This is a genomic window from Streptantibioticus rubrisoli, from assembly GCF_024436055.1.
GTDB classification, from domain to species: Bacteria; Actinomycetota; Actinomycetes; order Streptomycetales; family Streptomycetaceae; genus Streptantibioticus_A; species Streptantibioticus_A rubrisoli.
On the sequence record NZ_JANFNH010000041.1, the window covers coordinates 20358 to 45959 of the forward strand.

Genomic DNA, 25602 nt, shown 5'->3' on the forward strand with positions numbered 1-25602 from the left:
CGGCGTCCGTCAGTGGCCGGCGATCGCGCCGCGGACGTAGTCCGAGGCGAGGACGACGAACACGTAGGCCTGCAGTGCCTGGATGAACAGCTCGAAGAGGGTCAGCACCACGACCATCACGAACGCGACGGCGGAGTACGCGATCCCGATGCCGTTCAGCGTGTACCAGGCGCCGACCGTGAAGATCAGCAGCAGCAGGTGGCCGGCGAACATGTTCGCGAAGAGTCGGACGGTGTGGGTGAACGGCCGGATGATCAGGTTGGAGAGGAACTCCAGCGGGAACACCAGGAAGGCGACGGCACCGAGGCCCTTCTGGTAGCCGCAGAAGCTCTTCACCGCGCCGACGAAGCCGTGCCGCTTGAAGGTCAGCGTCACCCAGGTCAGCCAGACGATCGCGGCGAGACCGGCCGGGAAGGCGATGATCGACGTGACCGGGAACTGGGCGATCGGGATGATCGCCCACAGGTTCATGATCCAGATGAAGAAGAAGAGCGAGACCATGAGGGGAACGAACTTCTCCCCCTCCTTTCGGCCCATCGTCTCGTGGACCACACCGCGCCGCACGAAGTCGTAGCCGGCCTCGCCGACCATCTGGAGCTTGCCCGGCAGCACCTTCGGCTTGGCGAACGCGGCCCAGAAGAAGCCGACCACGACGATCGTGCTGAGCACGGCGAGCAGCATCGGCTTGTTGAAGTGGAAGCCGCCGACCGTGAACAGGGGCTTGAAGATGAAGGAGTTCAGGCCGGGAGACGGGAAGCCGCAACCGCTGAAGATGTGGCAGTTGGTCTCGAAGGCGAGCATCTGGGGGTCAGCACTCACCACGGGCTCCTTCGGCGGCTTGACGCATGGTTACGGCAACCTCGGTGTGTCGGCGTGACGCGTGGCCACGGTGCGGCACTGGACTGGTCTCACTGATCAGGGGGTGGGACCGCAGCGGGCCAAGAGGACCGGCGGTCAGCGGCAGCGGGGGCCGTCGCACCGGGTGGTGGCGCGACGCAGCCCGGATCCGCACGTCCGCGTGCTGGCACGGACCATAGCAGGACGTGAGGAACAGATAAGAACGGGGGATCACCGTACGGAAGCGGCTCACCATGATCACGGCTTGCGCTCCACCACGGGCTGTACGTAGAAGGTCTTCGCCTTCAGGTGCCCACGGGTCTGCCCGATGAGCCAGACCACAGTCGCGGCGATCACGGTGAAGGCGAACGCCCGGGGGCTGAGGAAGCTGACGCGCTGGAAGACGGCGATCAGGACGGCCATGGCCAGCAGCTGGGTCATGTACATCACCAGCCCGGCGGCCATGAACATCTCGGGGAACTTCTCCGCCGCCTTGTTCAGGCCGACCACGGCGAGGCCGAAGAACAGCCCGGCCACGGCGACTCCGATCACGGAACCGATCGCACCTTTGCCTCCGGCGAGGACGGTGCTGAGGACGACCGCGATGACTCCCACGGCGAACGTGGGAATCGCGGCGCTCCGCAGGATCCGGGCGTCGTTGGACTGCATGGGGGCGGCTCCGAAGCTGGAGTCGGGGGCGGAAGTTCGGGGCGATCGTACAACCGGGCGGAAGGCATTCTTCCGGCCGGAAGACCGTCTCGGCGGGGTCTTTCGGCTGTCGTCCCGTGTTTCGTGAACGGTATCACAAACTATTTGATGAGGTCTTTACCTACATCGTGTGCTCACAATCACACCTAGGGGTGACAGATGAGCGCGACCGGCTGACAGTCGTCCCAGTGCCTGCTATGCGAGGAAACGGGTCGTTCTGTCGGGTGGAAATCAGCGCGCGCTGCTGACCCGGCGCCGGTCCGGCAGCCGCGAGCGGTCGCCGATCGCCGTCGAGCCGTTCAGCCCGGCATGGGGCAGCGGCTGCTCCGCGGCGGTCGTCGCGGCGAGCGCCGAGTCGGCCTCGGCCACCATCGCGGCCTCGGGAGCCCGGGCCGCCTTCGCCGCCCGCGCGGCCTGCCGCCGACTGCTGCGGTAGCGCGGCGGAACGAAGGACTCCGCCCAACGCGGCGCCCGCGGCTTGAACCGCGGCAGCAGCAGCACGATCAGCCCGACCGCGCTGAGCGCCACCACCACCAGCACGGTCCACAGGCTGGACTCGGGCACCGAGAACGCCACCGTGCCGAAGGCGATCAGCGCCGACCAGAAGTACATGATCAGCACCGCCCGGCTGTGCGAGTGCCCGATCTCCAGCAGCCGGTGGTGCAGATGGCCGCGGTCGGCGGCGAACGGCGACTGGCCGTTCCAGGTGCGCCGCACGATCGCCAGCACCAGGTCGGCGGCCGGAATGGCGATCAGCGTCAGCGGCAGCAGCAACGGGATGTACACCGGCACCATCTGGTGCACCGCCTCGCGCACCGAACCCGCGTTGCTGGTGATCACGTCCGGGTCCACCTGGCCGGTGATCGAGATCGCGGAGGCGGCCATCACCAGGCCGATCAGCATGGATCCCGAGTCGCCCATGAAGATCCGCGCCGGGTGGATGTTGTGCGGCAGGAAGCCCATGCAGATGCCGACGAGGATGGCGCTGAACAGGGTCGCCGGAGCGGCGTTCTCCACCCCGTACCCGAACCACAGCCGGTAGGCGTACATGAAGAACGCGATGGCCGCGATGCCCACCATGCCCGCGGCCAGACCGTCGAGCCCGTCGACGAAGTTGACGGCGTTGATGGTGATGACCACCAGCGCCACCGTCAGCAGGGTGGACTGCGTCGGGCTGAGCGCGACCGGGCCGATGCCGGGCACCGGCAGGTAGAGGATCGTCAGTCCCTGCATGACCATCACGCCCGCGGCGATCATCTGGCCGCCGAGCTTGATCAGCGCGTCCACGCCCCACTTGTCGTCCAGCACGCCGAGCAGCCAGATCAGCCCGGCGCCCGACAGCAGCGCGCGCGGCTCGTTGGAGAGGTTGAACACATCGCCCAGGTTGGGCAGCGCCGAGGCCACCAGCAGCCCCGCGCACAGCCCGCCGAACAGCGCGATGCCCCCGAGCCGCGGGGTGGGCTCCCGGTGCACGTCACGTGCCCGGATCTCCGGCATCGCGCCCGCGGCGATGGCGAATTTCCGCACCGGGCCGGTCAGCAGATACGTGACCGCCGCTGCGACGCACAGTGTCAGCAGGTATTCGCGCACAGCGTCACACCTTATTCGCCTCCGAGCCGGGAGCGTGAACAAAGATGAGGACACACAGGAACCCCGAACGGTTCCACCGCGTCTTCACACTGTTCACAGTGGTGATCGGCTGCCGCATCACAACCGGGTGTACGGCGGAAAGGCGGCGGCCAGCTCGGCGACCTCCCCCGCGACTCCTTCCTCTCCGCGCAGCGCCCGCCCCAGCAGTTTCGCGATCCGCTCCATCTCCGGCTCCCGCATGCCCTGCGTGGTCACCGCCGCCGTGCCCAGCCGGATCCCGGTGACCGAACCGGCCGGGGCCGGATCGGTCGGCAGCGCGCACTTGTCCAGCGAGATCCGGGCGGCGGCGCACCGCCCGCGGGCCTCCAGCCCGGTCAGGCCGAGCGCCGAGACGTCGGCGGCGATCAGGTGGGTGTCGGTGCCGCCGGTCTGCGGGGTCAGCTCCTGGGCGCCGAGCGCGGCCGCGAGCACCTGGGCGTTGGCGACGACCTGGTGCGCGTACGCCGCGAACGCGGGCGTGGCGGCCTCGCCGAGGGCCACCGCGGTGGCCGCCACGGTGTGCATCTGCGGGCCGCCCTGGGTGAACGGGAAGACCGCGCGGTCGACCCGGTCGGCCAGCTCCGGGCCGCACAGGATGAGGCCGCCGCGCGGGCCGCGCAGCGTCTTGTGCGTGGTGGCGCACACCACGTCGGCGTACGGCACCGGGCTGGGCGCGGCACCGCCCGCCACCAGGCCCAGGGTGTGCGCGGCGTCCACGATCAGGTAGGCGTCCACCTCGTCGGCGATCTCCCGGAACGCGGCGTAGTCGATGTGCCGGGGGTACGAGGTGGAGCCCGCCACGATCGCCTTGGGGCGGCGGGCACGGGCCAGGGCGCGCAGCCGGGCGTAGTCGATCAGACCGGTGGCCGGGTCCACCCCGTACCCGGTGAAGTCGAACCACCGGCCGGAGAAGTTCGCCGGGCTGCCGTGCGTGAGGTGGCCGCCGTGCGCCAGCGACATGGCCAGCACGGCGTCGCCGGGCACCAGAAGGGCCGCGTAGACCGCCAGGACGGCCGAGGAGCCCGAATAGGGCTGCACGTTCGCGTGGGCGCAGCCGAACAGCGCACAGGCCCGTTCGACGGCCAGCCGCTCGGCCAGGTCCACCAGCTCGCAGCCGCCGTGGTGCCGGTGGCCCGGGTAGCCCTCGGCGTACTTGTTGGCGAACGGGGAGCCGAGCGCCGCCAGGACGGCGGGAGAGGCGAAGTTCTCGGCGGCGATCAGTTGGAGCCCGGCGGTCTGCCGCTCGTACTCGGCGAGCAGCACGCCCGCCATCTGCGGGTCCTGGCGGCGCAGCACGTCGAAGTCGGCGGCGTGCGCGGCGGCGTGCGGCGCCGTTGTGGCGTCCGTCTTGGGAGGGGTTCCGGCAACCGCCATAAACCCACGATAGGCGCGCTGTCACAACGGCGCGCCCCGGCGACGGTTCCTTTTGGGTCCGCGGGCCCGTTGGCAGCCGGGCGTTGCGGGGCGCGGCCGCCGAAAGGGGGTCTGGGGGGCGCGGCCCCCAGACGAAACCCTCAGCTCACCGGGGACGGTACGCCCGTCAGCGCCGTCACCACGGGATCGAGCGCGGAGTGGATCTCCGCGCCGATGTGCCGGAAGACGGTGACCGGCGCCCCGTACGGGTCGTAGACCTCGTCGTCCTCCGCGTTGGGCGCCTGCAGCCAGCCGCGCAGCGCCGCCGCCGCGCGGACCAGCGCACGGGCACGGTCGATCACGCAGCCGTCCGGCAGCGTCGCCGGGTCTATCGCCCGCACCAGCCGGGTGAACTCCTTGAGCGTGAAGGTGCGCAGGCCCGCCGCGTGCCCCATCGACACCACCTGGGCGCGGTGGTCACGGGTGGCGGTGAGCACCAGGTCGGCCTCGATGACGTGGTCGTCGATGAGTTCCCGGCCGCGGAAGCCGTCCGGGTCCGCGCCGTACTCGGTCAGCACGGTCGCGGCGTGCGCCTCCATGGGCGCGCCGACATGGCCCCAGGTGCCCGCGCTGCGCACGGCGATCTGCGACGCTCCGTCGCCCAGCCTGCGGTCGAGCTCCAGCCGGGTCAGCCGCTCGGCCATCGGCGACCTGCAGACGCTTCCGGTGCACACATACAGCACGCGGAAACGGTCCTCCGTGTTGCTGCCGCCCGTTATGCCCCGCTCCTCAGGGCTGGTCAGCACCATGGGTCCGCCCCGCCGCGGAAACAGCCGGTGGTACCGCTCACTGCGCTTCCTCCAGCTCCGGTACGACCTCGCGCAGCTGCGCGGCGCTGAGCGCACCGGCCCGCAGCAGCACCGGGACCTTGCCGGTGACGTCCACGATGGAGGACGGCACGTTGTCCGGGGTCGGGCCGCCGTCGAGGTAGACGGAGACCGAGTCGCCGAGCATGTTCTGGGCGGCGTCGCAGGTCTGCGGGGACGGCTGGCCGGTCAGGTTGGCGCTGGAGACGGCCATCGGCCCGGTCTCGGTGAGCAGTTCGATGGCGACCGGGTGCAGCGGCATCCGGATGGCGACGGTGCCGCGGGTGTCGCCCAAGTCCCACTGCAGCGACGGCTGGTGACGGGCCACCAGGGTCAACGCGCCCGGCCAGAAGGCGTCCACCAGTTCCCACGCCTGCTCGGAGAAGTCGGTGACCAGGCCGTGCAGCGTGTTCGGGGAGCCGACCAGCACCGGTGAGGGCATGTTGCGGCCCCGGCCCTTGGCCTGCAGCAGATCGCCGACCGCCTCGCCGTTGAAGGCGTCCGCGCCGATGCCGTACACGGTGTCGGTGGGCAGCACCACGAGCTCGCCACGGCGCACCGCCGAGGCGGCCTCGCGCAGCCCGGTGGCGCGGTCGGACGCGTCGGAGCAGTCATAACGCCGAGCCATTAGCTGTCCTCCATCTGATGGGCCTGGGGGTTGTACGGGCGAAGCGGGTTCACGGCATCGGGGAGACCCGGCACCATCATGGCGTCGCCTGACGGGCCGTGGTACCGCGATCTACCGGGGGACAACCCCCGGACCCCCGGCCGAACGCGAGGGAACCCAGCATCATCATGGCGCCGCCTTACGGGCCGTGGTGAAGCGCGGGCGGTTGTTCAGGTCGCGGTGGTCGGCCGCGTCGGCCCAGCCGGTCTCCTCGTTGAAGATCCACGGGACCTGGTGGCCCTGGGTGTCGGCGTGTTCCACCACCACGACACCGCCGGGCCGCAGCAGCCGGTGCGCGGCGCGCTCCAGGCCGCGGATGGTGTCCAGACCGTCCTCGCCGGAGAACAGCGCAAGCTGCGGATCGTGGTCCCTGGCCTCGGGCGCCACGTGCTCCCACTCGGTCAGCGGGATGTACGGCGGGTTGCTGATCACCAGGTCGAACTGGCCGTTCATCTCCGGCAGCGCGGTCAGCGCGTCCCCCTGGTGCAGCGTCACCCGGGAGCCCTCGACGTTCTTGCGCGTCCAGTACAGCGCGCCCTCGTCCAGCTCGACGGCGTGCACCCGGGACCGCGGCACCTCCTGGGCCAGCGCCAGCGCGATGGCGCCGGAGCCGGTGCACAGGTCCACGATGAGCGGCTCGGCGACATCCATCGCCCGTACCGCGTCTATCGCCCAGCCGACCACCGACTCGGTCTCCGGCCGGGGCACGAACACCCCTGGCCCGACCTGGAGTTCCAGGTACCGGAAGAAGGCGCGGCCGGTGATGTGCTGGAGCGGCTCGCGGTTCTCCCGCCGGGCGACCGCCTCCCAGTACCGGGCGTCGAAGTCGGCGTCGGCGACGTTGTGCAGCTCACCGCGCTTGACCCCGTGCACGTACGCGGCCAGTTCCTCCGCGTCGAAGCGGGGCGAGGGCACACCGGCATCGGCCAACCGCTGGGTGGCCTGGGCCACCTCCGCGAGCAGCAGGTTCACGCGCGATCCGTCCTTCTCGGTGAGCCGCCTGGGGCGGGCTTACTGTGCCGCGGCCAGCTTCGCCGCGGCGTCCGCGTCGACGCACGCCTGGATGACGGCGTCGAGGTCCCCGTCGAGTACCTGGTCCAAGTTGTACGCCTTGAAGCCCACCCGGTGGTCCGAGATCCGGTTCTCGGGGAAGTTGTACGTCCGGATGCGCTCGGAGCGGTCCACGGTGCGCACCTGGCTGCGGCGCGCGTCCGAGGCCTCCCGCTCGGCCTCCTCCTGGGCGGCGGCCAGCAGCCGCGAGCGCAGGATGCGCATCGCCTGCTCCTTGTTCTGCAGCTGGCTCTTCTCGTTCTGGCAGGAGACCACGATGCCGGTGGGCAGGTGGGTGATGCGCACCGCGGAGTCGGTGGTGTTCACCGACTGGCCGCCGGGTCCCGACGAGCGGTAGACGTCGATGCGCAGGTCGTTGGCGTTGATCTCCACCTCGACCTCCTCGGCCTCCGGGGTGACCAGCACGCCCGCGGCCGAGGTGTGGATCCGGCCCTGGGACTCGGTGGCGGGCACCCGCTGCACCCGGTGCACCCCGCCCTCGTACTTCAGCCGGGCCCAGACGCCCTGCCCGGGTTCGGCGTTGCCCCTGGCCTTGACCGCTACCTGTACGTCCTTGTAGCCGCCGAGGTCGGACTCGTTGGAGTCGAGGATCTCGGTCTTCCAGCCGACCCGCTCGGCGTACCGCAGGTACATCCGCAGCAGGTCTCCGGCGAACAGCGCGGACTCCTCGCCGCCCTCGCCCGCCTTGACCTCAAGGATCACGTCCTTGTCGTCGCTGGGGTCGCGCGGCACCAGCAGCAGCCGCAGCCGGTCGGTGAGCTGCTCGCGGTGGTGCTCCAGGTGCTTGACCTCCGCGGCGAACTCCGGGTCGTCCTGGCCGAGTTCGCGGGCGGTCTCGATGTCGTCGCCCGCCTGCTTCCACTCCCGGTACGTGCTGACGATGGGGGTCAGCTCGGCGTATCGCTTGTTGAGCTTGCGTGCCTCGGCCTGGTCGGCGTGGACCGCCGGGTCGGCAAGCCGCTTCTCGAGGTCGGCGTGCTCGCCGATCAGTTCCTCGACCGCCTCGAACATCTTCGGTTCCCTTGGTACGTACGGGATTGGGGGGTAGGACGCCAAAAAAGCCGGTCCGGCCGCCCCTGGCAAGGGGCGACCGAGGACCGGCGTACGGACCCGCTACTTCTTGGCGGAACCGGCGTTCTTGCCGAAGCGGGCCTCGAAGCGGGCGACGCGACCGCCGGTGTCGAGGATCTTCTGCTTGCCGGTGTAGAAGGGGTGGCACTCGGAGCACACGTCGGCGCGGATGGTGCCGCCGGCGACGGTGCTACGGGTGGTGAACGACGCGCCACAGGTGCAGCTGACCTGGGTCTCGACGTACTCCGGGTGGATCTCGCGCTTCAAGGGATTCTCCTAGGTTCGGGAGGGCACCGGGTCGTACCGCGGGATTGCGGGACGTGAACCGGGGCCGACGTACCAGTCTGCCAGCACTGGCCCGTACTCCCAAAACCGGGGAGCGAGGTCCCGTTATTCCCCGGGCTGGCCGCGGCCCCGGTGCCCGCTTTCCCGGCCCGGTCGCGTTGGGTTCGGGCCGCCGTCATCTGACCCAGCCGCGCGCCAGGGCCTCGTCCCCGGCGGAACCCCGCACCGCGCTGGCCGGGACCGGCCGGTCCGCCCGGAGCGCGGCCCAGACCTGCTGCGCCTTGGCGTCCATCGGAACCACCCGGTTCGGGTCGGCCTGGTCGTACTGGACCGGCATGGTCACCATGTCCAGATCGCCGGACCTGATGTCCTTCAGGCCCGACGCGAAGCCCACCAGCGCGTTGACCGACGCCAGCTCGGAATCGGTGGTGAGGGCCTTGGTCGCGGTGTCCGCGACGTCGTACAGCTTGGCCGGGTTGGTCAGCAGCCCCACGCTGTGCGCCTGGCCCAGCAGCGCCTTGACGAACGCCTGCTGCAACTGGATGCGGCCCAGGTCGCTACCGTCCCCGACGCCGTGCCGGGTGCGCACCAGGGCCAGCGCCTGCTCGCCGCCCAGGGTGTGGGTACCGGCGGGCAGGTCGAGGTGGCTGTCGTTGTCGTTGATCGGCTTGGTGGTGGTGACCGGCACCCCGCCCATCGCGTTGATCAGGTTCTTGAAGCCGGTGAAGTCGACCTCGACGTAGTGGTCCATCCGGATCCCGGTCATGGACTCGACCGTCTTGACCGCGCAGGCCGGGCCGCCCACCGAGTAGGCGTCGTTGAACATGCCGCGCGAGGCGGGCACCGTGGTGCCGTCGGGCTTGGTGCAGGCCGGGCGGTTGACGAGGGTGTCCCGCGGAATGCTCACCACCGTGGCCTTGCGGTGGCCCTTGTACAGGTGGACGATCATCGCGGTGTCGGACCGGGCGCCGCCCTCATCGCGGCCGTACTCGCCGTTCTTTCCGGCCCGCGAGTCGGAGCCGAGGACGAGGAGGTCCATCGAGCCGTTGTCGATGTTCTTCGGGCGGTCCTTGCCCAGCTGGGCGTTGATGTCGACGCCGGTGATGTTGCCGTTCAGCCTGAAGTAGGCGTACCCGAACCCCACGCCGCTGAGCGCGACGGCTCCGGCGAGCGTCCAGGCGGTGATCCACACCGCCTTGCGGCGCGGTTTGCGGCGGCGGCCCGGGCCGCGCGGTATGCGGCCGGTCGTCGACTGGTCGTTGTCGCCCATGCTGTCCTCGCTTCTTCCTCCGGGTACCCCCAATCGCCCGCGGGAAATGCCGTCGGAACGGTCCATTCCGGTGTGTCAGACGTCTGCTCGCTCCACACCAGTTCCAGTCCGGGACGTGGCGAACGTCTCGTATGCCGCCAATGCACCGGTACACAGCGAGGACAGAAGAAGGGCCGCCCCCGTCACCGAAGTGACGGGGGCGGCCCTTCTCCGACAACTCGCCTGCTACTCGCCGCCGTTGCCCGGCGTCGTCTTGGCGATCTGCATCAGGAACTCGGCGTTGGACTTGGTCTGCTTCATCTTGTCCAGCAGCAGCTCGATCGCCTGCTGCGAGTCCAGCGCGTGCAGCACCCGGCGCAGCTTCCAGACGATGCTGAGCTCCTCCGACGCCAGCAGGATCTCCTCCTTGCGGGTGCTGGACGCGTCCACGTCCACCGCCGGGAAGATCCGCTTGTCGGAGAGCTTGCGGTCCAGCCGCAGCTCCATGTTGCCGGTGCCCTTGAACTCCTCGAAGATCACCTCGTCCATCCGCGAGCCGGTCTCGACCAGCGCGGTGGCCAGGATGGTCAGCGAACCGCCGTCCTCGATGTTGCGCGCGGCACCGAAGAACTTCTTCGGCGGGTAGAGCGCGGTGGAGTCCACACCACCGGACAGGATGCGGCCGGAGGCTGGCGCCGCCAGGTTGTAGGCGCGGCCCAGACGGGTGATCGAGTCCAGCAGCACGACCACGTCGTGACCCAGCTCCACCAGGCGCTTGGCGCGCTCGATGGCCAGCTCCGCGACCGTGGTGTGGTCCTCGGCCGGGCGGTCGAAGGTCGAGGAGATGACCTCGCCCTTGACCGACCGCTGCATGTCGGTGACCTCTTCCGGACGCTCGTCGACCAGGACGACCATCAGGTGGCACTCGGGGTTGTTGTGGGTGATCGCGTTGGCGATCGCCTGCATGACCATGGTCTTACCGGTCTTCGGCGGGGCCACGATCAGACCGCGCTGGCCCTTGCCGATCGGCGCGACCAGGTCGATGATTCGCGGGGTCAGCTGGTTCGGCTCGTTCTCCAACCGCAGCCGCTCCTGCGGGTACAGCGGGGTGAGCTTGCCGAACTCCGGCCGCCCACGGCCGGTTTCGGGCGCCATGCCGTTCACCGAGTCGAGCCGGACGAGGGCGTTGAACTTCTCCCGCCGCTCGCCGTCCTTCGGCTGCCGCACCGCACCGGTGACGTGATCGCCCTTGCGCAGGCCGTTCTTGCGGACCTGGGCCAGCGAGACGTACACGTCGTTCGGGCCCGGCAGGTAGCCGGAGGTGCGGATGAACGCGTAGTTGTCCAGGATGTCGAGGATGCCCGCGACCGGGATCAGCACGTCGTCCTCAGCCAGCTGCGGCTCGCCCGCGAAGTCCTCCCGGCCCCGGCGGCCGCGGCGGTCGCGGTACCGGCCCCGGCGGCCACGGCGGCCGCCCTCGAAGTCGTCGTCGCCCTGGCCCTGGCGGTCCTGACGGTCCTGGCGCTCGCCCTGGGCGGCACCCTCCTCACCACGGCGGCGGTCGCGCTGGCGGTCCCGGCGGCCCTCGCGGTCGCCCCGCTCGCCGCGCTCCTGGCGGTCGCCCTTCTGGCGGTCCCGGCGGTCCTGGCGGTCGCCCTGGCCCTGCTCGGCGGCCTCGCCCTTGCCCTGCTCGGCGGGCGCCGGAGCCTTGGGCTCGACGGTGGCGGTGGCGGTGGCGGCGGGCTGCTCGGCGGCCTTCGGCTCGGCCTTCTCAGCGACGGCCTTCTCGGCCGCGGTACGGCGGCCACGGCGCTCGGCGGCGGGCTTCTCACCGGCCGGCTGACCCGGGATGTCGATCTGCTGCTGGCCCTCGGCGGACGCGGCGGCCTTCGGCTCGGCGGCGGCCTCGCCGGTGCGCGCCCGCGAGGTGGCGCGGCGCTTGGGCTTCTCGGCGGCGGGCGCGGCGGTGGTCGAGCCACCGCCCGCCTGCCGCTCCTTGATGACCTCGATCAACTGGCCCTTGCGCATGCGCGCGGTGCCCTTGATTCCGAGTGCCGAGGCCACCTGCTGGAGCTCAGCGAGGACCATGCCCTCAAGGCCGGTGCCAGACCGGCGACGCCTGGTGGCAGTACCGCTGGCAGGCGCGGCGGCATCGGATGCGGCGGCAGCGCTGTCTGCGCGCATCAGATCGGTGGTGTCGCTCACGAAGGGTCCTTCCCTGGAGCGGGCGTCGGCCTGATCGGCTCGGCGACCGGTTGTGCTGTCCGGATTCCGGGCTTTCGTTGCGGTGCCCGGATCCGGGGCGGTGGTCCGCCTGATGGCGGGCGAAATAACTGCGTGGTGGTTCGGTGCGATGAGGTCACACGGAGGTGGCCGGTCCTTCGCACCTAACTCCGGAGCGTGCTCGGCACTGCAAAGGCAGGCTGCTCAGGCAGTGTGGGAGGCTCCCGGAAGAATGGCGATCCCGCGACGGAAATCCCCGATACGGGACACACAGCACCGCGGCACCATACGTGTGCATGGTCCGTCGAGTGCAGACTTGAGGTTAACACTACCTGATCCAACAAATATTCCCCCTCTCCGCGCCCGGCATTCGTGCTTCGGGACTGTGCCGGTCGTACCACCGCCGGTGCGGCGGGTACGGGGCGCGGTGCTGCCGCGCGCAGTTCTTCCCTTGTCGCCCATTGGCTCAAACCCCCGCCTTGTCCCCCGGGTCATTGGACGGCCGCCCCCGAGGCGTCCGTACCCGCACTGGTCAACGGGAGCACACTGGCCCCCGCGGCGTCCATCGTCAGCCGGTTGGCCGCCCAGCCCACTCCGGCCACCGCGGCCACCTTGTCGGCCGTACCGTCCTCCGCCAGCGCCAGTACGGTCGGTCCGGCGCCGGAGATGACCGCGGGTACGCCGTCCGCCCGCAGCCGGTTGACCAGCGCCACGCTCTCCGGCATCGCCGGTTCCCGGTACTCCTGGTGCAGCCGGTCCTCGGTGGCCGCCAGCAGCAGTTCCGGGCGCCGGGTGAGCGCCTCCACCAGCAGCGCGGCGCGCCCGGCGTTGACCGCCGCGTCCACGTGCGGGACGGTGCGCGGCAACAGCCCCCGCGCGGTTTCGGTCAGCACCGGCTTGGCCGGTACGAAGACCACCGGGACGACGGACGCCGCCGGGTCCATCCGGATCGCTCTGGCCGCCCCGGACTCGGTCCAGGCCAGCGTGAATCCGCCGAGCAGGCAGGCCGCCACGTTGTCCGGGTGGCCCTCGATCTCGGTGGCCAGCTCCAGCATCGCGGCGTCGTCCAGCCGCTCGGGCCCGCCTATGGTCACCGCGCGCGCGGCCATGATGCCCGCGCAGATGGCGGCGGACGACGAGCCGAGGCCGCGGCCGTGCGGGATGCGGTTGGCGCAGACCACCTCAAGGCCCCGCGGCTGGCCGCCGAGCAGGTCGAACGTGGTGCGCAGGGACCGTACGACCAGGTGCCGTTCGTCGCGGCTGAGGCTGTCGGCGCCTTCACCGGCGATGTCGACGTGCAGCCCGGAGTCGGCGACCCGGACCACGACGTCGTCGTACAGCCCCAGGGCCAGGCCGAGGGCGTCGAAGCCCGGTCCGAGGTTGGCGCTGGTCGCGGGGGTGCGCACTCGGACGGCGGCTGCGCGGAAGGCTGGACCGGCCATCGGTCGAAGAGTCTCCTTGTGTGGCAAGTGCAGTTGCCTGACGGGCCTTGGCGGCATCAGCCGAAGGGCAACGCGAGGGCTTGTCCGTCGCCCGGAGGCGACGACGGTGGCGACGGGGGCCAATGCCAATGGCATGGGCCGGAGCGGCACACGACGGCGCCGATGGGTGCAAGCCTATCGAAGGAAGGTTCTGCTGCGACATAGGGCGCACACACGGCGCGCGATGCGTGTCGCACGCCGTGCGGTGCGCTCCCGCAGGTCGGGGGGCGTTCGCGGGTTACGGTGCCCGCGGCCGGGGGCCGCTGACGGATGGAGCGGCACCGCCGGGCTCCGGCGTCGCGGTCGCTCACCGCTGCGGCGGCTGTCAACCGGGGGCAAGCCCCCCAGACCTGGGGGCTTCACGCTCCCGGAACGGCCGCTAGGCCAACCCCAGCCGCTCCGCCGCCGCGTCAGCGTCCACCGGAACGGTGATCGGCTGCGGGGCACCCGCCACCGCCCAGTCCGGGTCCTTCAGGCCGTTTCCGGTCACCGTGCAGACGATCCGCTGGCCCGGGTCCACCCGCCCCTCCTCCGCCGCCTTGAGCAGACCGGCCACCGAGGCGGCCGACGCGGGCTCCACGAAGACGCCCTCGCGCGCGGCCAACAGCCGGTAGGCGGAGAGGATTTGACGGTCGGTCACCGCCTCGATGAGCCCGCCGGACTCGTCCCTGGCCGCCTCCGCGAACTTCCAGGAGGCGGGGTTGCCGATCCGGATCGCGGTGGCGATGGTCTGCGGGTCGCGCACCGGCGCACCGGTCACGATCGGCGCGGAACCGGCCGCCTGGAAGCCCCACATCCGCGGGGTGCGGGTCGACATCCCGTCGGCCGCGTACTCACGGTAGCCCTTCCAGTAGGCGGTGATGTTGCCCGCGTTGCCCACCGGCAGCACATGGATGTCCGGTGCGTCGCCGAGCGCGTCCACGATCTCGAACGCGGCGGTCTTCTGGCCCTCGATGCGCACCGGGTTGACCGAATTGACCAGCGCCACCGGGTACTTCTCGGACAGTCCGCGGGCGAGATCGAGACAGTCGTCGAAGTTCCCGTCGACCTGCAGGATCCGCGAGCCGTGCACCAGGGCCTGGCCCATCTTGCCGAGCGCGATCTTGCCCTGTGGGACCAGTACCGCGCAGACCATCCCGGCGCGTACCGCGTAAGCGGCCGCGGACGCCGAGGTGTTGCCGGTGGACGCGCAGATGACCGCCTGGGCACCGGCCTCCTTGGCCTTGGAGATGGCCATGGTCATGCCGCGGTCCTTGAACGAGCCGGTGGGGTTGGCCCCCTCGACCTTCAAGTAGACGTCACATCCGGTGCGTTCGGAGAGCAGCTGCGCGGGAACGAGCGGAGTGCCACCCTCCAGCAGCGTGACCACGGGGGTCTCGGCGGTCACCGGGAGCCGGTCCCGGTACTCCTCGATGATGCCGCGCCACTGGTGGGTGCCGGACATTCGAGGGTTGTCCATGACGGTCATCTCGGGTTACTCCCCTTCCACACGCATGATGCTCGCGACGCCCCGTACGGTGTCGAGTTTCCGCAGGGCCGCGACGGTCGCCGACAGGGCGGCGTCGGGCGCGCGGTGGGTGACGACGACGAGGGAGGCCTCGCCGCCCTCAACGGCGGCGCCTTCGGCGCCGGTGCCACGGTCCCTGCTCTGCTGACGAACGGTGTCGATCGACACCTGATGCTCCGCGAAGACCGTGGCGACCTGGGCCAGTACGCCGGGTTTGTCGGCCACGTCCAGGCTGATGTGGTAGCGCGTGACCACCTCGCCCATCGGGCTCACCGGCAGCTGGGTGTACGCGGACTCGCCCACGCCGGTGGTGTTCGCCAGCTTGTTGCGGCAGGCCGCCACCAGGTCGCCGAGGACCGCGGAGGCGGTCGGCGCGCCGCCCGCGCCGGGACCGTAGAACATCAACTGCCCGGCCGCGTCGGCCTCCACGAAGACCGCGTTGTACGCCTCGCGGACGCTGGCCAGCGGGTGGTTGAGCGGGATCATCGCCGGGTGGACGCGCGCGGTCACCGACTTCCCGTCCGCGCTGCGCTCGCAGATCGCCAGCAGTTTGACCGTGCAGCCCATCCGCTTGGCCGAGGCGATGTCGGCGGCGGTGACCTCGGTGAGGCCCTCACGGTGCACGTCGTCGATGGTGACCCGGGTGTGGAAGGCGATCCCGGCCAGGATCGCGGCCTTGGCGGCGGCGTCGAACCCCTCGACGTCGGCCGTCGGGTCGGCTTCCGCGTAACCCAGCGCGGTGGCCTCGTCCAGCGCCTCGGAGTAACCGGCGCCGGTGGTGTCCATCCGGTCCAGGATGAAGTTGGTGGTGCCGTTGACGATGCCCAGCACCCGGTTGACCTTGTCACCGGCGAGCGACTCGCGCAGCGGCCGGATCAGCGGGATGGCACCGGCCACCGCGGCCTCGTAGTACAGGTCCACGCCGTGCTGGACGGCGGCGGCGTGCAGCGTGGCGCCGTCGGCGGCGAGCAGCGCCTTGTTGGCGGAGACCACGCTGGCGCCGTGCTCGAACGCGGTGGTGATCAGGGTGCGCACCGGCTCGATGCCGCCGATGACCTCCACCACCACGTCGATGTCACCGCGTTTGACCAGGGCGGTGGCATCGGTGGTGATCAGCTCGGCGGGTACGCCCCTGCGCACCCGGTCCGGGCGGCGCACCGCGATCCCGGCGAGCTCCACCGGGGCGCCGATCCGGGCCGTGAGGTCGTCCGCGTGCGTCGTCATGATGCGCGCCACCTCTGAGCCGACCACTCCACAGCCCAGCAGCGCCACCTTCAGCGGACGCGTACGCATCATCCGACCTCGTCTCTCGACAAACCCTTGAACAACTTTTTGATTTTAGGGTGAAACCAGCCTGCCCAGTCTCACCCACCGAACGGGAGTTTCTACTCCCCGTCCAGCATCCGAGACCAAGATCTTGCTAGCCGATATCGAGCCGCAGAAGATCCTCCTCCGTCTCCCGCCGCACGATCACCCTGGCCTGCCCGTCCTTGACCACCACCACCGGCGGCCGCAGCGCGTGGTTGTAGTTGCTGGCCATGGAACGGCAGTACGCGCCGGTGGCGGGCACCGCCAGCAGATCACCCGGCGCCAGGTCCGCGGGCAGGAACGCGTCGCGCACCACGATGTCACCGGACTCGCAGTGCTTGCCGACCACCCGCGAGAGCATCGGCTCCGCGTCGGACGACCGGGACACCAACGCCACGCTGTACTCGGCGTCGTAGAGCGCGGTACGGATGTTGTCCGACATACCGCCGTCCACGCTGACGTAAGTGCGCAGCCCCTCAAGCGGCTTGATGGTCCCGACCTCGTACAGCGTGAACGCCGTCGGCCCGACGATCGCCCGGCCGGGCTCCACCGACAGCCGCGGCACGGACAGCCCGGCGGCCGTGCACTCGCGGGTGACGATCTCGGCCAGCGCCTTGGCGATCTCGTGCGGCTCGCGCGGGTCGTCCTGCGAGGTGTAGGCGATGCCCAGACCGCCGCCGAGGTCGATCTCCGGCAGTTCCACACCGTGCTCGTCCCGCACCTGCTTCAGCAGCCCGACCACGCGGTGCGCCGCCACCTCGAAGCCCGAGGTGTCGAAGATCTGCGAGCCGATGTGCGAGTGGATGCCGATGAGTTCGAGACCGTCCAGCATCAGCGCCCGGCGCACCGCCTCTGCGGCCTGGCCGTCGGCGAGCGCCAGGCCGAACTTCTGGTCCTCGTGCGCGGTGGCGATGAACTCGTGGGTGTGCGCCTCGACGCCCACGGTCACCCGGATCTGCACCCGCTGCCGCCTGCCGAGCCGCTCGGCGACGGAGGCGACCCGGACGATCTCCTGGAACGAGTCGAGCACGATCCGGCCGACGCCCGCCTCGACCGCCCGCTCGATCTCCCGGACGCTCTTGTTGTTGCCGTGCAGCGCGATCCGCTCGGCGGGCATACCGGCGGACAGCGCGGTCGCCAACTCGCCCTCGGAGCACACGTCGAGGTTGAGCCCCTCCTCGTGCAGCCAGCGCACCACCGCGCGGGAGAGGAAGGCCTTGCCCGCGTAGAAGACGTCGGCGTCCGGCCCGAACGCCTCCCGCCAGGCCCGGCAGCGGGCCCGGAAGTCGTCCTCGTCGAGTACGTAGGCCGGAGTGCCGAACTCCGCGGCCAGCGACCGGACATCGACCCCGCCCACCTCGACCGCGCCGTCGGCGTTGCGGGTGACGGTACGGGACCAGACCTTCGGGTCGAGCGCGTTGAGGTCGGCGGGCGGCGCGGTGTAGTGCCCTTCCGGCAGTACGTCGGCGTAGCGGGGCCCAGCGGGGTGTGCGGAACGGGACATGGTGCTGCAGAACTCCTCAGAGGTGTTCGGGCGCGGAGATGCCGAGCAGGGTCAGGCCACCGGCGAGCACCGTCCCGGCCGCTTCGGCGAGCGACAGCCGGGCCCGGTGGGCGGCCGAGGGTTTCTCGTCACCGCGCGGCAGCTGGGGACACGCGTCGTGACAGGCGAAGAAGGCGTCGGCGGTCAGCTCCAGGTGCCGGGCGACCCGGTCCGGTGAGCGGTGCCGGGCGGCGGCCTGGACGATGCGCGGGAAGTCGGCGATCACACCGAGCAGCCGGTGCTCCGCCGGATGCCCGTAACGGCCGTCGGGATCGGGCGCGATGCCCAGGTCCCGGGCGTTGCGCAGCAGCGCGCGGGTACGGGCGTGGGCGTACTGCACACGGAAAAGGGGGTTCGACTCGCGTTGCGTGAGGAGTTCGGCGGGGTCGAGCCGGGGGGTGTCGCCGGGCGGCGGGCGCAGCAGCGCCCAGCGGGCCGCGTCGCGGGTGAGGGCGGGGAAGTCATCGCAGGGTCTGGCCGGGGCGCCGGGGGCGTCCGGCCGGGTACCTACCGGGCGCACCCGTACCGCCTCCGGCGGCCCCGGCCGTGCCCCGCAGGCCCGCAGCAGCCGGTTGCCCGCATCGGCGACGGCGGCGGCGCGCGGTTCGCCGTTGTGCGCCAGGGTGACGCGGGTGGCGGCCAGCGAGTCGTTGTGGCCGTAGGCCGCGCCCTGCGCCAGCACCTCCCGGACCAGTCCGGCGTGCGCGGCGGCTTCGAGCGTGATGTTCAAGAACCCCGGGTCGGCGATCTCCACGCGGGCGATGCCCGGGCACCGGGCGAGCCGCCCGGCGAGGATCTCCGCGACCTGCCGTGGCTGCCGACCGGCGGCCCTGGCCAGCCGCAGCGCGACGTTGGTCGCGTAGTCCCCCTGCCGCGGCCCGCGCGGCCGCTCCACCACCACCCGCTCGGGCACGGCGACGCTCAGCTCATCAGCCTCGACGGCACGGCGCACCGTGCTCAGCACGGTACGGGAGAGCTCAGCGGGGGTCACAGGGAAAGCGTAGGCGAGAAGGGGGGTGGTCCCGCGAATGGGTTTCACGTACTGGGCACTCGGTGCGTCGGCCCCGGGCACGAACAAGACCCCGCTTCCAGCGTCACCGTCTGGCAGCGGGGTCCTTCGGCACCTCATCCAAGGTGCCCCCGGCAGGATTCGAACCTGCGCACACGGCTCCGGAGGCCGTCGGGTTCTCGCGCGTTTTCCCAGGCCAGACACTTACCTGACGGATTGCCAGGTCCGTCGTCCCGCGCATGTCCCGCGGAAATGAAATGCCCTATTTGCTCGCCTTGCCTCGATCATTCCCTGCGGCGGTCGATCTGTGTATCGTGATGTGGATCACGACCTCTCGGGCAAGCGTAGGGGGTGTATGTTGCGCCCTTCAATCGAACAGCGGGGCGTTCCGGAGTGCCCGGGCAAGCGGAGTGAGCGGGTTGCGCGCCTGGTTCGCTGGGGACGCTCGCCGGGGGCGAACGGTGGTCGGTGGCCGTGTCCCATGGCTTGTCGTTCGGATGTGCTGGGGGCGTGTGTCCATGTTGAGTTTCCGGCTTCCAGCGAGGGCTCGGCGAGCCGCTGGTCGCCGACGCTTTGCCCGCGGGCTGGCGCTGCGGCCCTGCCCTGCATGGTGAGTGGCGTTGGCCGGAGGGCGGGACTCTAACGGGCCCCGACGGCGAACGTGCGAGTCGGACGCCGGGCGGATTGCCGACGGCTGCAGGCCGGCAGGCGAAGGCCGGCTCGGGCCGGTCAGTGCATTCCGACGCCGGGACGTACAGTCGGGATGCGCGGTGGGGGCTGTGAGCCCTTTTGTGTCGTAGCCCTGGGTACGCGGACCACTGGTGAGTCGACGGTGCCCCGGAAGGCTTGGCCGCACCTGGTCGTGAATGCAGGCGGCTGTTATGTGAAGTTGTGGGCTTGGTTCGGGGTGCGGCCTTTCGACGTGCGGGCATGTAGTGGCGGTGGACTATTGATCCGCATGATCGCCGGTTTGGCTAACCGGCGATCCCGGGCTATGTTGCGCTGCTCGAAGCGGAGAACGTGACCGAGGGCGGTCTTCTGAACTCCCGTGCTGGACGGTGCGTTGTCGGGAGTTGATTCAGGGCGCGGACCTTCTGCGGATGGGCAGGATGCTCAGGGCCATGACGGTGCCGTCGTCGTGGAACGAGATCGGGCCGTTCCATTTCCCGGCTGCATCGGCGGTACTTATTTTCGAGCGGAGTTCGTAGGCCGCTTGCCGGTATTCTTCCACGCGGCCTTTCTTGATGAGTTCGTACAGTTCTGGGACCATGCCGGAGAATGCCTCGATGCGTACGGTCTCCATGCGGAAGACGTGGTCCGTGCCGACGAATTTCGTGTCGCCGACCTCGATGTCTGCGTCGTGGAAGCTGGAGGTGGCGGCGAACGTGGGCGCGGCGTAGTGCTTTTGTCCTTGGCGGGCGGTGAGGTATTGGGCTGTGTTTGGTCCTCCGCCCGCGAACGCGGTCAGGCCGGCTGCCGCGGTGCGGGCCAGGAGCTGGCCGAACCAGCTGAGGTCCTTCTCGGGCACCTGGAAGCCGTCGACAGTCCGTGCCCTTTTGCTTCTGCTGGCTGGTATGTGAATGGCGTTGGGGTAGGGGATGCCTGGCTTGTCTCGGATCTCTTCGTCGGCGTTTCCCGGGGCGCCCGGTGCGCGGACGGGGAGAAGCGCTTCGCCGGGTGATTGCAGGACGTTGACCACGACTCCGCCCTGGCCCATGAGTTCGGTGGACAGCATCAGGCACGGCGTGGTGTTCCACGGGCCGATCTGCATGCCCTCGGTCAGCTCGGAGCCCTTGACCAGCTGCTGGATCGTGGTGCTGCGGGTCCGGCTGGTCCGCTTGCTCGGCTTCTGGTGGTTTCCTCGGCAGACCGCGAACGTGACCTTCGACGGCTCGCCGGGCTTCCATGCCTCGATGAGGTAGTCAGGGCGGGGCCGTGAGCCCTTGTCCCGTTGGAAGCCGCCCAGGGCCCAGCCGGCTCGCAGTACCGTGCTCGTGTCCACGACCGAGACGATGTGGTCGGGGTAGCGCTGTTGCACGATGTGTTCTGCTGCGGCGAGTCCGAAGCCGACGGCCAGCTCCCGCGCTTGCATGGCCTTGTACCACCGCTCGGAGCTGCGGCCTTTCTCGGTGAGATCCATGGAGCCGGCGCGATTGCTGTCCAGTGCCTCGCAGTACTTCAGGCTCAGCCAGTGCTCCGCGAGTCCGCGTCCCATTCCCTGGCTGGCCAGCACGTAGCCCCGCGCCAGGGCGTGCAGTACCTGCCACGGTGTCAGTTCGATGGACCGGGCGCACTCGGCCTGTGTGACGGTGCGCAGTTCGGGTTTCCTGCGTAGTGCTTCCTGGCCCTTTTCCCGGCGTTTCTTGTCGATGGTCACCGCTGCGGAGTCGACATGGTCACAGAGTTCTGCCGTCGACCGGATGTGAACGCTCCTTTGGTGGCTGAGTGCGTTCAGGATCTGTCGCGCGGTTCTTGCCATGCATCCCCCCCACGGTGTCCGCGTGCCCTGGCCGACCGAGAACGGTAGTTCGGAGCATTGGGGCGCATACAAGTGCGCATGATGCGCCATGGTGCAGAACCGGCCACATGGTGACCGGGTAGGACCAGCGGCGGCGGAATCCATGCTGAACGTCCGAAAATCCGCACTCGTCAACCGGGCACCGCCCGAGTGCCCTCTTGCCGGGGGATGTTCGAGTGGATGAGCCGGGCAGTCATGCCCCCGCCGATCAGAAGGAGGCGAGCATGGACCCGAACGAACGTCACGACGGAGCTACACCGGAGCCCGCACAGCCGGCGGACCAATCCCCGGCACAGCCGCACGGTGATGGACAGCCCGGCCGCCGCAGCGCGGTCGCGGACTTGGCGGGCGAGTTCGGTGCGGAGCTGGTGCGGGCCATCCGCGCGGGCCTGAGCCAGGGCGCCAGCCCTATGTACGGTCCCCGGGGTCCGTCACAGCTGACCTGGTATGCCTTCGCGACCGAGTACGCGCGGGCACACTGGCCCGGCCGGGCGGCGAAGACCCGGGACGAGGTCAGCGAAGCGCTGACAGCCGTCACTCTGGCGATGCTCTTCGACCTTCCTGGCCGGCCGAAGGAGCAGCTGCTGCGCCGTGCCCTGCGGCACTGGGCCTTTGTCGTGCCTGGGCCGGGGCAGGGGGAGATGCCGGCGGAGGACCGGCTGCTGCTGCAGTGGGTGGCGAAGGCGTCCCGGCCACTGGCCGACCTGCACGATCCGGTCCTGGCGCGCGATGTGCTGGAGTCACTGCGCCGCAAGCTCGACGGCGGAGAGGCGGCGGTGGAGACGATGCGCCGCAAGCGCAAGGTGTTGGTGCACGCGCTCCACTACGCCGTAGAACGGGGCGAGTTGGGCAGCCACCCGCTGAACAGGGTTCGCTGGCGGGTGCCCAAGCCGGCGGTGGCAGTGGATCCGCGGGTGGTGGCCAACCCCCACCAGGCACGGGATCTGCTGAGTGCCGCCTCCTACGTGGGCGGCTACCGCCGGGCCCGTGGCCGTCGGCTGGTCGGGTTCTTCGCCGGCATGTACTACGCGGGCTTGCGCCCGGAGGAGGCGGTCGCGGTGGCGCTGCCGGACTGCCGCCTGCCCCGAACCGGTTGGGGGCGCTTGATTGTGCACCGCACGCTGCCTCAGGCGGGCAAACGGTGGACCGACACCGGCGAGTACCACGATGACCGCGGGCTGAAGAACCGCCCGCCGGGAGAAACACGGGTGGTCCCGCTGCCGCCGCACCTGGTGACCCTGTGGCGCGAGCACGTCGCCACGTTCGGCACGGCCGACGACGGCCGGCTGTTCTTCACCGAACAGGGCCGGATCATCAGCTACACCACCTACCACCGGGTCTGGCACGAGACCCGCGACCTCGCCCTGCCACCCGCACTCACCAGCACCCCGCTCGCGAAACGCCCTTACGACCTGCGGCACTCGGCGCTGTCCACGTGGCTGTGCGCGGGTGCGGACCCGGCCGAGGTCGCCCAGCGGGCGGGGAACAGCGTCGAGGTCCTGCTGAGCCGGTACGCAAAGTGTCTCTATGACCGGCAGTCCATCAACAACCAGCGCATCGAAGGGCTGTTGAGTGCCTACGACCGGCCACCCGACCTGGATCAGTAGCGGCTGGGCCGAGAGGCGCCGCCCGATTGAGGATGGGCCGGGTCAGACTTTGATCATCGTGGCGTGTCCGCTGCACAGCGCGGTCAGGTCTTCGGGGTCCGAGGTGAGGATGGTGACCGGGCCGGGGGCGGCTAGGGCGGTGGCGCTGAGCATGGCGTCGATGGCGTACTTGTGGCCGTGCAGGCCGGCGTCGGCGAGGAGAGCGGCGGCGTCGCGGGCGATCGGCTCGGTGACCGGTTCGACGACCAGGCGGGACAGCGTCCACTCCAGCGCCGGGCGGTTGATCCGAGGGTGGACCACCTCCACCAGGGTGGCCGCAGACGTGATCACCCGGAGGTCGTCGGCGCGGGCCAGGGCGAGCCAGCCGGTGACCGTACGGTCGCGCAGCACGGCCTTGGCCAGCCCCTCGCTGTCCAGGACCAGGGTGCCGCCGGGAACAGTGCGGGAGCGGGTCACGCGGCGCTCGCCCCACCCGTCTGCTGCTGTCGGGCCTGGTGGAGCTGGTCGCGCAGCGCCTGGATCTCCTCGTCGGTGACGGGACCGTGCTCGGCCTCGGCGACCTGGATGAGTTCGTTGAGATTGTCGCGCTCGATCTGCCGGGCCACGGCGGCGGCGACGTAGGCGGACAGGCCGGAAGGGCCGCTGCGGGCCTTGGCGGCCTCGGCGATGTCGCGCGGCATGGTGATCGAGTACTTGCCGGTAGGCTCGCTCATGCTACCTATCCTACCTCTGATCCTCCCATCCGAGGCAGGGATGTAGAGATCGTCGCGCTGCTTGCCCCGCTGTGCGCTCGGGCGTCGCCCGAGTTGGCCAACGGGGCAGGTGATCCGGACGCCATCGACTCGGGCTCGTTCAGCCCGGAGCGGTATGAGGAATACGAGCAGCACACACCCTGGAAGATGATCTTCTTGAACGTGTCCGTCAGGAAGATGCGCGCACTGGGAGATGTATCAACGGCCCATCTCGGCCGAGACCTTGCGCAAGCGATTTCGTATCGGAGCGGCCAGGTCCAGGACGCTGGTGGAAATGGTCCGGAAGGACGGTTCGCCGTGGGCAACGTAGGCGGGGCTCGGAACGGCCAGCCCTCCACCCCGCTCGTTCGCGCCTCGGCGATGAAGGGGAGTAGGCCCTACCCGGATTCCCCTGCTCCGGGCGGTGCGGGGCCGGGGCCGGCTTTGGTGATGTCGGCGGGCTTTTGCGGGGATGCGGCTGCGGCCGTTTCCTGGGCGAGGAAGGATCCGAGTTCGCCGATGGTGCTCATGAGGGGGGCCGGGAAGACGACGGTGGTGTTCTTGTCCAAGCCGATCTCCACCAGGCTCTGAAGATTGCGGAGCTGCAGTGCGAGTGGGTGGGCCATCATCGTGTCCGAGGCGGCGCCGAGGGCTGCGGCGGCGAGCGATTCCCCTTCGGCATTGATGATCTTGGCGCTCTTCTCCCGCTCCGCCTCTGCCTGGCGGGCCATCGCGCGCTTCATACTGTCGGGTAGCTGGATGTCCTTCAGTTCGACCAAGGTGACCTCGACGCCCCATTCGGCGGTCGTACCATCGAGAATCTCGCGGATGCCCAGGTTGATACGGTCCGTCTCCGACAGCGTCTCGTCCAGCGTGTGCGGGCCGACGACCTTGCGCAGCGTGGTCTGTGCGATCTGGTTGGTCGCCGCATGGACATTCTCGATCGCGATGACTGACTTCACGGCGTCGACAACCCGGAAGTAGGCGACCGCCGAGACGTCGACACTGACGTTGTCCCGGGTGATGATGCCCTGGGACTGGATCGGCATCGTGACGATCCGCAGTGACACCCGGTGCAGGACATCGACGACCGGGATGATGAACCGCAGCCCGGGGGAACGTGCTCCTACGAGCCGGCCGAACCGGAACAGCACTCCTTTCTCGAACTGCCTGACGACCTTCACGGCCATGGCGAGTACCAGCAGGACGAGAAGTGCGACGATAACCACAAGGAAGATCAGAACTCCCATGGCGTTGCTCCTCAGGATGAGGGCCGCATCGTTCCGCACGAGGCCCTGAAAATGCGTCGGCGGAGGAGGGGTACTGAGCGCTCCGCTCGCCGGGCCCGTTTTGCGTGGCCCTGATGCTACGTCTGTTACGTGCCGGGGTGGTTGGCCCCGATAGGTTCGGGGACGGTGGTTTTTATAACAAGCATTGCTCGTTTTTCAGGCGCCGAATGGTCCCAAGCGCACCGTAGTCGACATTCCAAGTCTGACCGGCATCCGCCGGTACAGTCCCCGCCAGCAGATGGGCGAGCGCCGTGACTGCGGTGCCCATCCATGCGCGTGAAGAAACCCGCTGGCCCCCCGCGACCGGTGTCTCGGCGTCGGGCGGTTCTCCTCTCCCGACCACGCCTCTCGAAGGCCGGTGGCGCGTCTGGTGGCCGCATCGTTGTCCTGGCCGCTGACCTCTCTGTAGCCGCTGTGCGGCTTCGCGGAGGAGTAGGCGCCCCACCTCTGGGGCCCGATCTCCGACGTGTTCACAGTGCACGGTAGCCCCACGTGGTGATTGCGATCGGGACCACCGTCGGGCGCTGGTCAAGAAGGCCGAGGTGCGTATGGGTCGAGTCCGCGATCGGCGGGCCTGGCGGTCGGAGCCGGACCCGGGAGTGACACTGAGTGGTATGCCGGGCACGGATCCGAACCTGAGTCGAAACAGC

At 70.0% G+C, this 25602-nt stretch carries 21 protein-coding genes and 1 tRNA gene; 1 reads left to right on the plus strand and 21 read right to left on the minus strand.

The window, feature by feature from the left end:
* Nucleotides 1-9: 9 nt before the first annotated feature.
* The 18 genes from atpB to NON19_RS26030 all read right to left on the minus strand — a co-directional run bounded on the left by atpB (nt 10) and on the right by NON19_RS26030 (nt 21184).
* Nucleotides 10-801, minus strand: coding sequence for a F0F1 ATP synthase subunit A (gene atpB, locus NON19_RS25945; protein WP_255931533.1), 792 nt, complete (start codon nt 799-801; stop codon nt 10-12).
* A 294-nt stretch (nt 802-1095) separates the two neighbouring features.
* Nucleotides 1096-1506: a Cg1360 family ATP-synthase-associated protein gene (locus tag NON19_RS25950; protein ID WP_255931496.1), complete on the minus strand. Its 411-nt coding sequence runs from the start codon at nt 1504-1506 to the stop codon at nt 1096-1098.
* A gap of 270 nt (nt 1507-1776) precedes the next feature.
* Nucleotides 1777-3135, minus strand: coding sequence for an MraY family glycosyltransferase (locus NON19_RS25955; protein WP_255931497.1), 1359 nt, complete (start codon nt 3133-3135; stop codon nt 1777-1779).
* Nucleotides 3136-3252: 117 nt separating this feature from the next.
* Nucleotides 3253-4548: a serine hydroxymethyltransferase gene (gene glyA, locus NON19_RS25960; RefSeq protein WP_303654342.1), complete on the minus strand. Its 1296-nt coding sequence runs from the start codon at nt 4546-4548 to the stop codon at nt 3253-3255.
* A gap of 140 nt (nt 4549-4688) precedes the next feature.
* A complete protein-coding gene (locus tag NON19_RS25965) occupies nt 4689-5330 on the minus strand; it encodes an arsenate reductase/protein-tyrosine-phosphatase family protein (protein WP_255931535.1) in 642 nt (213 codons plus the stop codon).
* Between the two features lie 43 nt (nt 5331-5373).
* Nucleotides 5374-6021 carry an L-threonylcarbamoyladenylate synthase gene (locus NON19_RS25970; protein ID WP_255931498.1) on the minus strand — a complete coding sequence of 216 codons (648 nt, stop codon included), beginning with the start codon at nt 6019-6021 and terminating at the stop codon, nt 5374-5376.
* A gap of 165 nt (nt 6022-6186) precedes the next feature.
* On the minus strand, nt 6187-7032 hold the full coding sequence (gene prmC, locus NON19_RS25975) for a peptide chain release factor N(5)-glutamine methyltransferase (protein ID WP_255931499.1): 846 nt from the start codon (nt 7030-7032) through the stop codon (nt 6187-6189).
* A gap of 39 nt (nt 7033-7071) precedes the next feature.
* A complete protein-coding gene (gene prfA / locus NON19_RS25980) occupies nt 7072-8142 on the minus strand; it encodes a peptide chain release factor 1 (protein WP_255931500.1) in 1071 nt (356 codons plus the stop codon).
* 102 nt (nt 8143-8244) lie between these two features.
* Nucleotides 8245-8469 (minus strand): 50S ribosomal protein L31, encoded by a 225-nt coding sequence (rpmE, locus tag NON19_RS25985; protein ID WP_255931501.1) that lies wholly within the window; start codon nt 8467-8469, stop codon nt 8245-8247.
* 193 nt (nt 8470-8662) lie between these two features.
* Nucleotides 8663-9757, minus strand: coding sequence for an LCP family protein (locus NON19_RS25990; protein ID WP_255931502.1), 1095 nt, complete (start codon nt 9755-9757; stop codon nt 8663-8665).
* Between the two features lie 225 nt (nt 9758-9982).
* Nucleotides 9983-11941 (minus strand): transcription termination factor Rho, encoded by a 1959-nt coding sequence (gene rho / locus NON19_RS25995; protein WP_255931503.1) that lies wholly within the window; start codon nt 11939-11941, stop codon nt 9983-9985.
* 509 nt (nt 11942-12450) lie between these two features.
* Nucleotides 12451-13401, minus strand: a complete 951-nt coding sequence (gene thrB / locus NON19_RS26000; protein WP_255931504.1) for a homoserine kinase — start codon at nt 13399-13401, stop codon at nt 12451-12453.
* 418 nt (nt 13402-13819) lie between these two features.
* Nucleotides 13820-14884: a threonine synthase gene (gene thrC / locus NON19_RS26005; protein WP_255931536.1), complete on the minus strand. Its 1065-nt coding sequence runs from the start codon at nt 14882-14884 to the stop codon at nt 13820-13822.
* Between the two features lie 30 nt (nt 14885-14914).
* Nucleotides 14915-16243, minus strand: a complete 1329-nt coding sequence (locus NON19_RS26010) for a homoserine dehydrogenase (RefSeq protein WP_255931505.1) — start codon at nt 16241-16243, stop codon at nt 14915-14917.
* A gap of 124 nt (nt 16244-16367) precedes the next feature.
* A complete protein-coding gene (gene lysA, locus NON19_RS26015; protein ID WP_255931507.1) occupies nt 16368-17759 on the minus strand; it encodes a diaminopimelate decarboxylase in 1392 nt (463 codons plus the stop codon).
* Nucleotides 17760-17775: 16 nt separating this feature from the next.
* Complete coding sequence (gene nrtL, locus NON19_RS26020) at nt 17776-18789, minus strand: ArgS-related anticodon-binding protein NrtL (RefSeq protein WP_255931508.1); 1014 nt, start codon at nt 18787-18789, stop codon at nt 17776-17778.
* 144 nt (nt 18790-18933) lie between these two features.
* Nucleotides 18934-19004, minus strand: a tRNA-Arg gene (locus NON19_RS26025).
* 881 nt (nt 19005-19885) lie between these two features.
* The gene (locus NON19_RS26030) at nt 19886-21184 is read right to left on the minus strand and encodes a hypothetical protein (RefSeq protein ID WP_255931509.1); all 1299 of its coding nucleotides are present in this window, start codon (nt 21182-21184) and stop codon (nt 19886-19888) included.
* A 365-nt stretch (nt 21185-21549) separates the two neighbouring features.
* On the opposite strand from NON19_RS26030, the gene NON19_RS26035 reads away from it, so the two are divergent.
* Nucleotides 21550-22932 carry a tyrosine-type recombinase/integrase gene (locus tag NON19_RS26035; protein WP_255931510.1) on the plus strand — a complete coding sequence of 461 codons (1383 nt, stop codon included), beginning with the start codon at nt 21550-21552 and terminating at the stop codon, nt 22930-22932.
* A 42-nt stretch (nt 22933-22974) separates the two neighbouring features.
* Here the strand turns inward: NON19_RS26035 and NON19_RS26040 are convergent, their stop codons facing one another.
* The 3 genes from NON19_RS26040 to NON19_RS26050 form a co-directional block, all read right to left on the minus strand.
* Complete coding sequence (locus tag NON19_RS26040) at nt 22975-23388, minus strand: PIN domain-containing protein (protein ID WP_255931511.1); 414 nt, start codon at nt 23386-23388, stop codon at nt 22975-22977.
* Nucleotides 23385-23645 (minus strand): CopG family transcriptional regulator, encoded by a 261-nt coding sequence (locus NON19_RS26045; protein WP_255931512.1) that lies wholly within the window; start codon nt 23643-23645, stop codon nt 23385-23387. Before NON19_RS26045 ends, NON19_RS26040 begins: the two co-directional genes overlap by 4 nt.
* Before the next feature lie 416 nt (nt 23646-24061).
* On the minus strand, nt 24062-24913 hold the full coding sequence (locus tag NON19_RS26050; RefSeq protein ID WP_255931513.1) for a slipin family protein: 852 nt from the start codon (nt 24911-24913) through the stop codon (nt 24062-24064).
* Nucleotides 24914-25602: the final 689 nt, after the last annotated feature.

Coding starts and splice junctions, on each gene's coding strand:
- atpB (WP_255931533.1), bottom strand. CDS start 801: ATGCTCGCCTTCGAGACCAACTGCCACATCTTCAGCGGTTGCGGCTTC.
- NON19_RS25950 (WP_255931496.1), bottom strand. CDS start 1,506: ATGCAGTCCAACGACGCCCGGATCCTGCGGAGCGCCGCGATTCCCACG.
- glyA (WP_303654342.1), bottom strand. CDS start 4,548: ATGGCGGTTGCCGGAACCCCTCCCAAGACGGACGCCACAACGGCGCCG.
- NON19_RS25970 (WP_255931498.1), bottom strand. CDS start 6,021: ATGGCTCGGCGTTATGACTGCTCCGACGCGTCCGACCGCGCCACCGGG.
- prfA (WP_255931500.1), bottom strand. CDS start 8,142: ATGTTCGAGGCGGTCGAGGAACTGATCGGCGAGCACGCCGACCTCGAG.
- NON19_RS25990 (WP_255931502.1), bottom strand. CDS start 9,757: ATGGGCGACAACGACCAGTCGACGACCGGCCGCATACCGCGCGGCCCG.
- thrB (WP_255931504.1), bottom strand. CDS start 13,401: ATGGCCGGTCCAGCCTTCCGCGCAGCCGCCGTCCGAGTGCGCACCCCC.
- thrC (WP_255931536.1), bottom strand. CDS start 14,884: ATGTCCGGCACCCACCAGTGGCGCGGCATCATCGAGGAGTACCGGGAC.
- NON19_RS26010 (WP_255931505.1), bottom strand. CDS start 16,243: ATGATGCGTACGCGTCCGCTGAAGGTGGCGCTGCTGGGCTGTGGAGTG.
- lysA (WP_255931507.1), bottom strand. CDS start 17,759: ATGTCCCGTTCCGCACACCCCGCTGGGCCCCGCTACGCCGACGTACTG.
- NON19_RS26035 (WP_255931510.1), top strand. CDS start 21,550: ATGGACCCGAACGAACGTCACGACGGAGCTACACCGGAGCCCGCACAG.
- NON19_RS26045 (WP_255931512.1), bottom strand. CDS start 23,645: ATGAGCGAGCCTACCGGCAAGTACTCGATCACCATGCCGCGCGACATC.
- NON19_RS26050 (WP_255931513.1), bottom strand. CDS start 24,913: ATGGGAGTTCTGATCTTCCTTGTGGTTATCGTCGCACTTCTCGTCCTG.